This window comes from Clostridium sp. AM49-4BH, from assembly GCF_003478335.1.
Classification (GTDB): Bacteria; Bacillota; Clostridia; order Lachnospirales; family Lachnospiraceae; genus Butyribacter.
Window position 1 is genome coordinate 38,192 of record NZ_QUFB01000018.1, and the last position, 14,143, is coordinate 52,334.

Sequence of the window (14,143 nt, forward strand, 5' to 3'; positions counted from 1 at the left end):
ATCCTCCACAACCACATATTACTTATTATGTCAGCAATAAATAAACTATTTTGCAGCCAATACAGTAAATTGTTCTGTCATAAGAGAACTAAGATAATTGCCGCAGAACGCAGAGTTTTTTCGTGATTTCTTATTTTGTTAAATCTCTGATGAATACATGCCTGACGGAGTGTCTGAGATGTCCCGGTTTAGCAAGGTATCATCCATTTTTGGACGGGACGCTTTCGCTACGATGCGCTACGTCACGTTACTTAATGTCTCTGAAATACGAGACATAAGTAACGACGAGCGCAAAGTCCCTTTCAAAAATGATGATTACCTTGCTTCCGGGACTTCGAGTTTCCGAAAGGCATGTAAATCAGTCATCAGAGATAACAAAATCTAGAAATCACGGAAAACGAAAATGCGGCAAGGCAATTACTATAGTTCTCTGATGGCAGAAATCGCTCTTTGGTGGCTGCAAAATGCTATAAAGTCATTGACATAATAAGTAATATGTGGCTGTGCAATAACTTCCGGTATGGAAAGTTTGAGTAACTTATAATTGTATCAATACAGCATCAACATCATCCCACAACTGCTGCCACTGACTTGCACTCAGCCAAATAAAAAACTTCATAAAACACTTCCAATACGGATAGTCTTTATCGCCTTGCAGCATTTCCACCATCTGCATCATTTCATCATAACGCGTAGCAAACTCTGTTGCATTTCCGGTTCGACGTTTCCACATCGTATAGTGAAACCGCAACGAACATAATGCTGACAAAGAACGACCTTTCTCCTGTCCGATCAATGCTGCATCATCACGCCATGCATCATTCTGTTCCAAAAAGCGTACACACTCCTCAAACCAAGCATCCAACATTGTTGTCATTTCATCTTCTCCATCTTCAAACACTATAACTACTTATATCCAGTTATAGTCTCCACCTGTCAACGCAAGGCTCAATAACTGATCATACTTTTCAATCTCTTCCTCGCCCTCCAGCATTTTGACCAGCTTGGCATCTTCTGAAATCACTGGCATTTCCTCATCCGGTCCAATTTCCATATCCGGCTCTTCCCCACAATACGGACATACAAGACTTGGACCTACCTTAACATCCAAAAATCGACTGCCACATTTTTCACATGTATATAATCCACAACGGTGTGTTCCATCCGGTACATAAAACATTTCTGTCACTCCTGTCTATAATCTTATAATCAAAGCCTTCCCAGTTCCTCTAGCTCAGTTAAAGCTTCAGGATTCTTGGACAATTCCTCTCTTCCATTCGCTGAATAAGCTTTTTGAAACAGCATATCCCAAGAAAGATAATCTGCCATACAGTCAAACTGTTTATAAATCATGTCATATTGCTCGTTATCTATCGGTGCACCGCCAACTAAAAGAACACCAACCTTTTTGCCATTAAGCTGAACACCGCGGCAATAACATTTATCAATGACCAGTTTTAATTGACCAGTCATTCCCCACCAATATACCGGTGACGCAAACACGATCATATCAGCCGACACGATCTTATCAACCGTAGCATTGGTGTCGTCCTGATCGACACAGCCTTTCGTACATTGACACGCTCCGCAGCCTTTGCAGGGATTGATATGCAGCTTGTGCGGCTCAATCACCTCGATTTCGTTTTGCGCAGATGCCCCTTTGATAAACGCGTTAATCGCGGTAAGTGTATTGCCTTTTCTGGCACTTCCATTAATAATTGCAATCTTCATATTTGTTACCTCACTTATAGATCGATTGTTACTGTTAATGATAAACCGAAGCAGTGTAAAATGCAAATATTCCTCACGATGCCAAATTTTTGAAACAGGTCTCTAATGTCAAATCGTTCGTCAGACGGCATTGACCCCCTAAATTTAGCGATGGTCGTGGTTTAAATATTTATAATCATATCAAAAAATATATATAAAATTTAATATACAAAAACAACTGCTTGCAGGTTTCCCTGTCAAGCAGTCTTTTTCTACTCAAATATACTTAGCATCACATTTCCTGTGGTTTGTATGCAGAATATTGTTTAACCGCAGAATACTCTGTCGGTTGACTGCTGCCATTTCCTCCACCGGCTTCTCCCTGACCTTTCGTTTGATCAGAAATCGCCAACGATACAATATACGAATTCTTGGCAGTAAATTCTACGAAATCACCTTCTGATAATTTTTTCAATGTGATTGTATTTCCATCCTTGTCCATTAATTTGGACGCATCATTTAGCTTATAAACAGTTTCCTCCTGTTGCGGCATTTGCGCATTGCTGTTGGTGCCATTGTCATTGTTGTTCGCTCCGTCTCCATCCGGTTTGGATGGTGGCTGGTTCCCATTATCCTTGCCATCATTAGCACTGTTACTCTTCGTGCTGCCATCATTTGCACTGTTACCGCCATTGTTCTTCGTTCCGCTATCATTAGCTCCATTGCTGTTGGTGCCATTGTCATTGTTGTTCGCTCCGTCTCCATCCGGTTTGGATGGTGGCTGGTTCCCTGACGGCATCGTTGCAATCGTAATTTGTTTCTTATCTACATCAACACTTTTTATCATTCCTTGTAACGTGCCTGAATCCGCCTTCTTGGAACTCGTGCTTTTTTTACTTGATGTTTTATTGCAACCTGACAAACTAAAAACAACCAATGCGAGGCATAATAAAACACTTAAAATTCTTCTCTTTTTCATAAGCGACCTCCTAACTTTGTGCTACCTTGTTTGTGATAGCATTCAATTTACCAGCCACTTGTGTTCGATTCATGTATGCATTGTGAATTATATGTGTTCATATGCAGATCGCCACTATTTTGGTGTGGATGTTTCTTGCAAAATAGGTTGATAATTATAAAAAAGCAAAGCCAGCGCTTTGCTTTGCAAGAATTGCTAAAGCAATTCTTGGTGGCTTCCCTCTAGGTTACGAGCATTTTCCTATATCGTAAAAAAGATTACGCAGAGTAATCAAAAAGTAATTTGAAATATACCACAAGGTTTTATATCATAAATACAGTGCAAAGGAGTGAAATAAAAATGGGAATGAGCTTAGGTCAATTCATTTCAATTCGTCGAAAAAGGATGTTGATGACGCAAGAAGAATTGGCAAAGAAAACTAATGTCTCCAAGTCAGCAATTGCCAAATGGGAAACAGACGGGGGGATTCCAGATCGTGACAATCTGTATAAACTTGCTAATATACTGGGAGTAACTGTCAATGACATGCATCAAATTATACGAAGCATGAAATATAAAGATATTGATCTTACGGTAAATATCACCCCGGATATTATTGAAATTCTCGAATCATATGGATATAAAGTAATTCGTCCAAACGAGCGAGAAGAGTGATTATTCCATTGTCATTCTAATGATATTATACAGCAACAATATATATGTAACACAATACACGGAGGCATGAAATGCAAGAAACACAATTACAGCAAAAAGAGATACTAGCAGAAAAAAAGGAGAACATTTCGAAAAAAAGTATGCACAAAAAAATAAGATTGATATCCTTCATTTCAATCCTAGGCATTTTCTTGCTAATCGTCGGGTTCTATGTTGGAAGTAAATACAGTCTTCGCGACAGCTCCGATCCTGTCAAGCTTTCCTTCGAAAACATTGGAAAATTAGCAACGCAATCTGCCCACGAAACCATGATTAATGAAATCAATGATTCCCGTAAATTTTGGGGTACCAATATACAGATACCCTTCACACAAAATAAATACATCTATACATATAATGTCGCTGTAGATGCCGGCTATGATTTTAGAAAAATTAAAGCTCCGAAGTATGTAGGTGAAAAAATAATTATAGAACTACCTAAAGCGGAAATATTAAAGGCCGAAGTCGACCATTCTTCATTAAAAGTATATGAAGAAGACAAAAATTGTTTTACACCTCTTACTTTGGACAAAATAAATGCACAAGAGAAAAAAATGCAAGAAAATGCCAAACAAAATGCTATTGATAATGGTATATATGATCTTGCATATGCTAATGCCAAAAAAGTAATCACTAATTTTGTACATTCTTTTAAGGAATATAAAGATTGTAATATTGAAGTAAGGGAGGCGAACTGATGTTTGATACTATCAAAACAATTATTGGAATTGTACTTGTGATCATTATTATTGCTGTTATTCTTTTCTATCTTGGTCTCTTTGTTACTGCCTGACAGGACACTCTGATGTTATCGTACTTACAGAGTCTGGTGTATTCCGTTACTTAAAACCGAATGCACCAATTGCCAGCTATTACATCAACCATCCGCAGACAATTTAGGCAGCCCATTTTTTACAAGCATATCATCAATATCACCCAGATCATATTTACGATTATTAATTGCTACAATAATGCATGCATCTCGTTTATCTTTGGCATATAGCGGTTTCATCCCATACAATTTAAGCGCAGTATTTATTTCATTCAATTGAAATCGTCCTGCCACACAAAATCGAATAATCAAATCTCGATTTTTCGTATGTTTCTCCATATTGAGTATTTTTTCTCCATACGATTCTGACACTCCTGCAAAGGAATAAATATCCTTATAATATAATTTGGAATGACAAAATGCGAGATTTTTCTTATCAATAACATCTTTCATATAATATGTAAACGCCTTCGAAGTTTCTGCAATATAATATCGATTTTCTTTATAATATTTATCCATGCATTCTGGCGTGATATTTCTTAGCTGAGCATCCAGTTCGTCCGTCGACTTTTCCTGCATAACAGTTTCACACTCCTTTTTCCAAATATGTATTAAGCACACTCAATAATTCTTCATCGCTATATCGTTCTTCCGGATCCAGCTTGATGCATCGATCAACAATCACCCAAACCTCCCCTTTTGCTTTTTCTTCTTTGGGTAATTTCCCGGTAATTAAAACATTTAATAATACACCGAGCGCATATATATCTGTTTTAGGCGTTGACGCTCCATATCCAAAGCCAACCTGCTCCGGAGCTGCATAATATAATGTCCCCAATAATTTTGTATCTTCAAGTTGATCAGGTGCATATTTTTTGGCTACATTAACATCCAACAAAAACACCTCGTCATTATTGCCAAGCATTACGTTAGATGGTTTAATATCTCTGTGAATAATAGGTATATCCCGTGTATGCAGGTCTATTAATATCCTAAGTAAATCCCTCGCGATCCGCACTGCCGTATATTCCGACATTCTTCCCTGTTGCAAACAATCAGCGAGAGTCATTCCTTCGATATACTCTTCGACAACAACCAAATATCTTGACCCCTGATATATCCCATAGATTTGTGGCATATGTGCAATTGGATGCTCCCGTAAACTCTCATATACCTTAGCATCAAATATCGTGAGCTGCTTTTTTATATACGTCTTACCCGTTCGATCACATATTAAAATAACATCTTGATTCCCGCCAACAGATTCTATTTCTTCATAGCAAAGCAACGATAATACATCCTCATCCTTCATCCCCTTATAAGGATTCTGCAGAGACATCTGATATTCATCTTCTGATAAATATATGGCCCGCTCTTCTATTGCGTTAGCAAAGCCGCACTTTGTGCACTCCCATTCTCCGCAATCTTCCTGAAATCCTTTCTGCACATTTAGCATTGCACCACACTCATCACAAAGCCATACAATATTTGTCTCTGTATCAATATTTGGATTGATCAACATCTCGCCACAGCCCTTGCACGCCCAATAGAGAAGGTCGTTTCGGTATCCTCTCTGCAACGTCAGATTCGCATCACAACGCGGGCAAAACTCGACAGCATATTCACGTTGACTGCGGCGAAAAAGAAAACTCAGCAATTTATTCATACTAATCACTTATCCCTGGCTAATTTACTATTTTTCTTCCACGGCCACCATCTTAGTGCCCTTTTTCCCCGACTTCGTAAATTTGCTGACATCAATATTTATCCCTAAGAACACTTTCATCAGCCAAAAGAAAAACATCACAACCAACAATGGGAAAATGCAGGATGTGATGACCATTACAGCGGTCGCTTCGATAAAATTATTTAGCGTTTTTTCCGCTTTGCTCGTCAATTCCTCAATTTTTTTAGAACCAAACGACGTGATATCCGAAACAATATCCTGCGCCGATTGTTTCGTGTCATCAAGCACTTCTTTTCCACCATTTACGATCGAATTCCAAATAGATTGATTCTTCTGATCACTGTTCTCCTGTGTTTGTCCATCTTTATTATTCTGATCATCTGCAGCTTTCTTGGAATCGTCTGTTTGCGTTTCTTGTTTGATCGTTTCATTTGTCTGCTCAGCATCTTTCATTGTGGCATCCAATGTAACCTGGTATGTTTTTTCGATCAAATCGGATACAAATACACTTGCCGGCACAGTTGCAAACAAGAACAATCCAAACAGTCCTAATTTAAGTGCCAATTTAACCAAAATATCTTTTGGCCAATAAATTCTTATTATCACAAACAATAGTGCTATCGGTATCAGGATTTTAAATGCTGCATAGCCTGTTATCGTTAGCAAATATTTTTCCAAAAAAATCGTGCATAAGATCAGCAAAAACCATGAAGTAAGATCCGCCAGCTTCGTCGCGATAGGCGTTGCCGTATCTCCCGGTATCATAGTGATTGCTGTCGATGACGCCGTCGACAACGCGGTTAATTTCAAAACATTTGCTTTCTTCTGGTCCAGATATTTAATCGCCTTTTGATGATTCTGGGGATTCGATGCTATATTTCCCACAACAAAAAACGAGCATAGTATCATGCAGACCAGTGTTATCGTAATAATTATTTTTTTCTTCATAGTATGTCCTTTCATAGGGTGTAAGGTTATAAGGTTCGTTTAATCTTTTCAATCAATGAAATATCCGCTGGCAACCACTCCACAGAATACAGTTCCTCTTCTGTCAGCCATCTCGCAGCCTCATGCTCCTTCAGCACAAGATCTCCTTTTATAATTTTTGCAAAGAAACACTCCATAGAAAGATGAAAGGTAGGATAGTCATATTCTATTGTATCGATGTGTTCTAAAACTTCAATTTCAGTTTCGAGCTCCTCTATAATTTCTCTTTTCAACGCTTCTTCCGGTGTTTCTCCCTTTTCAATTTTACCTCCAGGAAACTCCCAACCATCTTTCATCTCCCCGTATCCTCTTTGGGTAGCAAAGATCATAGGTTTTCCTTCGGCATTTTCTGCCTGTATTACAGCAGCTACAACCCGAATTGTTTTCATAGCAACCTCGTTTCTGTGTTTACGTACATACAAAATATTGATAAATATCTTCTCTTACACTATGCTCCAGTTTCAACCGAAAGTTCATAATTGGAAGAGCAATACCCTTATCATTATATATTTCTTTTTGTTCCCACGCAATAGGATGAACACGTCCCATATAATAAAAATCAGTTCCTTCTCCATCGCTCTTTTTGACAAAAGAAGTATCTTAAGTCCTGAGTCTGAAGATGCGATTAACTTTCTAGACTCTATACTATCTGCAGAAACCCGACTTCGCGTCATCCAACTAAACACTTGATTGTTTATAAACTCATCTTCGTATTTTGTACTGCTGGCAATGTCATCCTTTTTTTCATATGTGACAAAAATAGGACAGGTATTATACTTAATCTTGTAACCGTAAATTGTAGAACTCTCATCCTGTTCCCAATTCAAAATACGACAAACATCTTTACGCGAATATTTTTGATAAAGGGATAACCCCAATTCATCTTGCAGTGGCAAGTATAAATCCGTATATCGTTTCACGCCAAGTTCTATTAAATCATTAAGCTGGTCCAAAAAATCGGACTTCTTTATGCCGGAATATAACGATAACATTCGCGAAAATGCCCCCGTATTATTCATTACTAATATATCTAATTTCTCATATTTCTTCTTCTCCGTCTGTGTGTTAAAAAAATGTCCTTGAAGAACACTTATTGCTGATTCGTATGATTGATCTGATAACTTTACGCAATATTCACGTTGTAAATATTCCGTCAGCTTCTCCTTATCAATCCTTCCATCCTGCATCAATTGACGCAACAATAACAGCTCGTGGATACGCTTTCCATTTACTATATTTTGTGACACGAACTCTAATGTCATATGCTCTTTATCACTTAAATTCAAAGCACAGTTTTTCTCTGCCATTTGCAAAAATTTCGGATAGGAACCGGCATACTGAATAAACAAAAGCGGATCCACCTCACCTTGTACATAAAAATCTACTATACTTGGAACCTTTCCCAAACGTTCTTTTAGCAGAGTATATTTTTCAATTAACATTTTTTTCGGCGTACTTAGCTTATCTATTGCCTCATAAATTCTTTTTTTACTGATTTCGTCAAAGTGAATGCTGGAACTACCCGGAATAACACGAGCCCCTTCCATCACATATCTTCGGATCGTATCCTTATTGTAGGTTCGATCACCTGATAACGCAATTGGAATCATAAAGTTATTCTTGTAATTGCCGATAAAATCAAGGATCACAACGTATTCTTTTTCGGAATGTTTTCTGAGTCCGCGTCCTAATTGTTGGACAAACACGATCGGCGATTGCGTTGGACGCAGCATAATCACTTGATTTACCTCAACAATATCTGTTCCCCCAGAAAAAATATCGACTGTGATCAAGTAGTCCAAATAATCATCTTCCTCTGATGTAACATCCATGACAAGACGCTCGATCGCCTCTGCCCTAGCTTCTTCCGAGTCAGCACCACTAAGCACTAGCGTGCGCCATCCCCGCTCATTAAACTTTCTCGACAATTCACGTGCCTCATCTATGCGGCTGCAAAAAATAAGCCCTTTCACACGATCCCCTGAATATCCAAAATAGTTAGCCTGTTTCATAACATAATTTACGCGGTCATCACATGTCAAATACCGAAAATGCTCTAATTGCTCTTCATGTGATTTTCCAGCATCAGAAACCGTTTGCAAATCTGTTATTCCAAAATAATGAAACGGACATAACAAATCTTCCTCCATCGCCTGCTGCAAACGAATTTCGTATGCAATATTGTGATGAAAGATTTCATATATGTTCCGCCCTTCCATATTATCATCTCTCTTGTCAGGCGTAGCAGTCATACCCAATGTGAATTGCGGTGTAAAATAGTCCATTACCTTTTTATAACTATTTGCGCTAGTATGGTGTGCCTCATCATAAATACACGCATCAAAATAATCTTTTGAAAAATGCTGCAAATGCTCATCCTTACTTAATGTCTGTACCGTTGCAAAGACAAACTCTGCATCATAATCATGATAAGCCCCTGAAACCAATCCTGTCTTTATTCTACTACCAAATACATTTTCAAATGATTTTTTAGCCTGTTTTGCAATTTGATTTCTATGTACCAAAAATAGGACACGTTTAAAACCAAGCTCTCGCATTGCAAATGCTGATGCATACGTTTTTCCCGTACCTGTCGCTGAGATTAATAACGCTTTGTCAATTCCTTGTTTTCTTAGGTTGCGCAGATTATATACAAAGGATTTCTGCATTGTATTCGGCTGCATTGAATAGGATTGAATAGACGGAATAACCTCATTTTTCGCAATCCTTTTCTGCTCGGCAACCATTTTCTGAAATAACTGTTTCTCTTCATATTGCCTTTGATATTCGTCAATAAAATCCTCATAAGACTTCGTGTATTCCTTAGCATTCCATAGTTTATCAAATTCGCCCATCACAGATTTTATCATCTCACCCTGATCAGTAGAAATAAGTTTGGTATTCCATTCCATGTTGCGCGTCAAGGCATCCTGTGTCAAGTTGGAGCTGCCAATAATAAAACGATATTCCTCCTGTTCCTGAAAAATATACCCTTTTGTATGAAATCCATTCCCCGCTTTCTCGGTTTGATACATCCGAAGCTCTATATTCGTCAATCCCGCAAGTGTAGTCAATGCGACCGGATCGCTAAAGCAAAGATAATCCGTTGTCAATATTCTACCCGGCACACCCCTACGCTCCAGTTCTTGGAGTGTCTGTAAAAGTGGTGTGACACCGCCTCTCGTTATAAACGCAACACTAATCGCAAAGCGATCACAATGCAGCAATTCATCTTCTATTGTCGAAAAAACTTTCTGTCCATTTTTGTTGTCATTATATACAAACTCTGGTTTATATGCCAGGTTAGAATCATATGATGCATCAATAAATGCGGTTTGGAAACCCTTTTGCATCTCTAATAGTTTCTTTGCCATAGCGGTACTCCTTTCACCTGCTAAACTGGAATTTTTTACCCGCTTCTATTGCTTATAGTTTGCTTCAAGCCATCTAGCAACACCATCTTCGTCATTCGACAAAATCACCTCTGTGGCATATTGTTTTAAATCATTGTGTGCATTTGCAACAGCATAACTTTTATCAGCTATTTGAAACATGTCTATATCATTTTTTCCATCACCAAACACAATTAGATTTTCACAATTCAACATGCTTTGTAATTGCCTTATAGCATTTGATTTTGATGCGTCTAATGGCATAATTTCTAACCACTGTTCATTTGTATAAATATCCGTCTGATATACGCAATGATATTTCTCCTTATATTTATCATACAAAGGCATAAGTTTTTTCGGTGTATCAATACAGGTAATATAAAAAATATTACCCTCTTTCAACTCAGACAATGAATTCACCTCATTTGTTCGAACATCGCCTTTACGGCTTTCGAGAAACCTATTCATACCCTCTGTACACATTTTTCGCACAAACGAGAATTTTTCCACCCCATTAATGTATGCGTAAACAATAGGATACACGTTATTGCTAAACAAATCTTCTAGCACGGAATGTACCGAATCATCAAAATAATTAGCAATTAATATTTTTTCTGTAATATTATCAATCACAAAGGCTCCATTGTACACAATCAACGGAATTTTTGCATTTATTCCTTCGGTCACTTTTTTAGCTGTAACTAAAGAACGAGCTGTAGCATAGGAAAAAATCATCCCTTCTTCAACCAATGAATTGATTACTTGATTTGTGTATTTAGAGGTTACTTCGTTACTTCTCAATAATGTCCCATCTAAATCTGAAACATACAAATCACTCATGCATTTTCCTCCGTCAACTTCAAATTTTTCCTTTCTCATTGTACCATGCACAATTTCAATATTCCACTTATATTTTTTAAGATTTAAATTTTTCTTATAGATTAAAATTATAGACGTTCTAAAAAAACATCCTACATACTAAGCATAATCCCCACCACAAAATACAAGTCTAAGTCATACAGACAGCCCTTCTTTAAATTTAGTTGATTCCATTTTCTTATTACAGTTAAATATTTTTATTTAATAACTTTAACCCTGAATGCCCTGAAAAAATATTGGCATCATTCCTTGCATCCATCTTTTCAAATCGACTAATAACTCTCTGCTGTGACTCCGGACTCCAATATATTCTTAAGGTGTTCCTTGCTCTAGTAATCGCTGTATAAAAAATATTATGTGTAATCATTTCATCAATATCTTCAGTAATGACAACTTTCACTGATTCATATTCTAGACCTTGCGCCTTATGAATAGAAACAGCATATGCTATTTGAAACGGAACTATAGTATCTATTTCTGTATCATTATCTTCGTCTGAATCTTTACTCTTATTCACGTAAAATTTTATTACAGATTTACCTGACTCATCCGGGTTTAATAGTTCCAACGCAACATCTTCTATGTCGAATTCACTAATAACCTTATCAATTTCAATCGAAAACCAGATTCTATCACCATTCTTTTCAAGTTCGATATCTACAATTTTCCCCTTAAGATTATTGAATAATACCGGTGAAAACCTCTGACTATCATTAAAAAGAATTGGATCCCCGACTTTATATGTCCACAATCCCCACCGGACACCCTTTGATGGATTATTGTTTTGCAAAAATCGATTAATATTATTGATTCCATAAAGTCCATTGTAGTTTAAGCATAGAATAATTTCATCGTCAGAACTTCGCTGAAAAATACTCTCGTTCAACACAGAGGAATAACCATAATTTACAAGATGCTCTGTAACATCTTCCTTCAAAGTCCTTACTTTCGTCCACAATTCAAGCAATTCGCTATTCTTTGCTCGAAACGGCGTCATTAATTCATTCCATGTTTTTTTTGGCAAAAAATATTTTGCAAGTGAAAACCAATTTCCAAAAGATATTGCCTCTATTTGATAAGTATCTCCTACCAAAACCAATAGCTTATAATTTGCCTTTTCAAGAACTTTGCGCATGTCAGAATTACTTACCATGCTACACTCATCCATAACCAACATGTCATATTCAACATTCACATTGTCTTTTTTCAAAAACATTGCAATAGTAGAAAAATCACAATTCTGTGCTTTCATTTTTCGTCGAAGGTTATCTACAGCAGGATTCGTATTTGCAAGAAATAGCTTTGTTCGTTCATCAAACATTTGTGCTATATGATTTAATAAATATGTTTTTCCAGTTCCTGCCGCACCATATATGAGTGCCACTTTCGAATCCACAAACATTTCTTGCAAAATTTTCTTTTTCTCTTCACAATTAACGGTTTCCGGATTCTCGTTCATCCAGTATGTAGCAAAGTTACAATATCCTGAAATACCTTCTTCTGATAAGTCTATTAATTCCTCTAATATCCGTTTTGTATCTTCATAATGTTCATTAATATACAAATAATTTTTTCCAAAACGACACAAATCACGTGAATGATGCTTTTTGTATAGTCTGCGATTATGATCATTTATCAAGCAATCAATATCACCGAAATGCGCTACTTCCTCTACTTTCGTATATAAATGCCCATTGGAAGTGGTATTAGTCTGTATATACTTTGCCAATAATTGTGATTCATTTTCAGATTTTGGGATACATCCAAAAATATCCTTCATTTCAGGATTATGCCCAATTAATGATGTACAAAACGGCATCGTTTCAAATGGTATTGAACCATATTCGAGATACAAGTTAGATAAAGTGCTATTCTCTTCGTCACATATTTGGCTCTTAATTACTTTATTTCGCATAATGTATGATAAATATCTGACAACATTTGCACCCGGCATATTATTCAATATCACATTCCTTGCCTTATCCAAAGCATCATAAAATTTCACCGTTCTAGCATTCTGTAATATCCAAGATTTAGTCGCCGCATATTGTACATCAGGAGACATAATAATATCCGTAATGCTTCCACCTGTTTTAGTTAAATAATTCATTAGTCCTTGATATTCGGCAAGCCCTTGATTCATTTCAACAGAACAACCAAATATTTTTGCAAAATTATTCAGTTCGCATGGTCTAATAGATACTTGATACTCATTTAAGATATTGACCGGCATTTGTTGATTTTCTACGGTAATTTGTTCTCCTCGTATATCAACCCTCACAGCATAATGATCAGGAAGCATAAATTTTGAAAAAGTAATAAATCGATCGAATTTACTTCCCACATCATTAGCCGGTATTAAAGTATTCTCATAAATTATACATTGATCAACTATTACGGGTTTTGACCTCAGCACATAAAGTCTTTCGCTTCTTTTATAATCTATATCATTGTATATTTTTGTAAAACAATTTTTTACTGCGCGATAATATCCAATTACCGCCTTGTCCATATTTATTGGAAATTTTTCTATATTGTGCAGAATATCTAATCCATGCTGTTTTTTTACAAACTCGCGAAGCATAATATAATATTCATAGTATTTTAAGGTAAGACGCTCTGCTCCATCTGCATCAGGTGTATAATGTGATTTAGATTCCTGTAAAAAGCCATGAAATTTTCGTAGAAACAAATATTTGTTATCATGTTTTATAAACTCTAACGCTTTAGGAATTGTTTGCCGATCAGCCATAATATCGGCACCATTACTATATCCTTTTACCGCAATATGCTCTACAAGATTTCGTGATTGTGCCAAAAGATTTTGAGAAATAATATCTCTTGTCACACCGGAAAACTCCAGCAAATCAATATTACTACAAATAGATCGGTCTATATTCATTATTTGTTCATCAATATATGGCATCCTCATCATCTCCTCATATAATCAAGTGTTTTTTATTGAAAATTCAGGGTTTCTCAACCTTTTTATCTCAGCGAATAAACCATAGCTATGAGCATTTCGATGTATCGGGTACTGAAAT

The 14,143-nt window shown here is 36.7% G+C and carries 13 protein-coding genes; 2 read left to right on the forward strand and 11 right to left on the reverse strand.

Features of this window, described 5'->3' with window-relative positions:
• Positions 1–538: 538 nt before the first annotated feature.
• From DW981_RS06915 to DW981_RS06930, 4 genes are all read right to left on the reverse strand, one after another.
• Positions 539–877, reverse strand: a complete 339-nt coding sequence (locus DW981_RS06915; RefSeq protein ID WP_118507218.1) for a hypothetical protein — start codon at positions 875–877, stop codon at positions 539–541.
• A 33-nt stretch (positions 878–910) separates the two neighbouring features.
• Positions 911–1,180 (reverse strand): FYDLN acid domain-containing protein, encoded by a 270-nt coding sequence (locus DW981_RS06920; protein ID WP_118507219.1) that lies wholly within the window; start codon positions 1,178–1,180, stop codon positions 911–913.
• Positions 1,181–1,209: 29 nt separating this feature from the next.
• On the reverse strand, positions 1,210–1,731 hold the full coding sequence (locus DW981_RS06925) for a flavodoxin family protein (RefSeq protein ID WP_118507220.1): 522 nt from the start codon (positions 1,729–1,731) through the stop codon (positions 1,210–1,212).
• Positions 1,732–2,002: 271 nt separating this feature from the next.
• Positions 2,003–2,689: a hypothetical protein gene (locus DW981_RS06930; RefSeq protein WP_118507221.1), complete on the reverse strand. Its 687-nt coding sequence runs from the start codon at positions 2,687–2,689 to the stop codon at positions 2,003–2,005.
• Positions 2,690–3,028: 339 nt separating this feature from the next.
• Between DW981_RS06930 and DW981_RS06935 the strand changes: the two genes are divergently transcribed.
• A complete protein-coding gene (locus DW981_RS06935; RefSeq protein ID WP_022024634.1) occupies positions 3,029–3,343 on the forward strand; it encodes a helix-turn-helix transcriptional regulator in 315 nt (104 codons plus the stop codon).
• 71 nt (positions 3,344–3,414) lie between these two features.
• On the forward strand, positions 3,415–4,080 hold the full coding sequence (locus DW981_RS06940; protein ID WP_022024635.1) for a DUF4230 domain-containing protein: 666 nt from the start codon (positions 3,415–3,417) through the stop codon (positions 4,078–4,080).
• Positions 4,081–4,259: 179 nt separating this feature from the next.
• Here DW981_RS06940 and DW981_RS06945 read toward each other — a convergent pair whose 3' ends face one another.
• The 7 genes from DW981_RS06945 to DW981_RS15615 all read right to left on the reverse strand — a co-directional run bounded on the left by DW981_RS06945 (position 4,260) and on the right by DW981_RS15615 (position 14,025).
• Entirely contained in the window at positions 4,260–4,733 is a 474-nt protein-coding gene (locus tag DW981_RS06945) for a hypothetical protein (RefSeq protein ID WP_118507222.1), read from the reverse strand.
• Positions 4,734–4,740: 7 nt separating this feature from the next.
• A complete protein-coding gene (locus tag DW981_RS06950) occupies positions 4,741–5,820 on the reverse strand; it encodes a protein kinase (RefSeq protein WP_118507223.1) in 1,080 nt (359 codons plus the stop codon).
• Positions 5,821–5,847: 27 nt separating this feature from the next.
• On the reverse strand, positions 5,848–6,789 hold the full coding sequence (locus DW981_RS06955) for a hypothetical protein (protein WP_118507224.1): 942 nt from the start codon (positions 6,787–6,789) through the stop codon (positions 5,848–5,850).
• Positions 6,790–6,815: 26 nt separating this feature from the next.
• Positions 6,816–7,217, reverse strand: a complete 402-nt coding sequence (locus DW981_RS06960) for a (deoxy)nucleoside triphosphate pyrophosphohydrolase (protein WP_118507225.1) — start codon at positions 7,215–7,217, stop codon at positions 6,816–6,818.
• 84 nt (positions 7,218–7,301) lie between these two features.
• On the reverse strand, positions 7,302–10,202 hold the full coding sequence (locus tag DW981_RS06965; RefSeq protein WP_243034678.1) for a DEAD/DEAH box helicase: 2,901 nt from the start codon (positions 10,200–10,202) through the stop codon (positions 7,302–7,304).
• A gap of 45 nt (positions 10,203–10,247) precedes the next feature.
• Positions 10,248–11,099 (reverse strand): HAD family hydrolase, encoded by an 852-nt coding sequence (locus DW981_RS06970; RefSeq protein WP_347474526.1) that lies wholly within the window; start codon positions 11,097–11,099, stop codon positions 10,248–10,250.
• A 187-nt stretch (positions 11,100–11,286) separates the two neighbouring features.
• Positions 11,287–14,025: an ATP-dependent RecD-like DNA helicase gene (locus tag DW981_RS15615; RefSeq protein WP_182434176.1), complete on the reverse strand. Its 2,739-nt coding sequence runs from the start codon at positions 14,023–14,025 to the stop codon at positions 11,287–11,289.
• Positions 14,026–14,143: the final 118 nt, after the last annotated feature.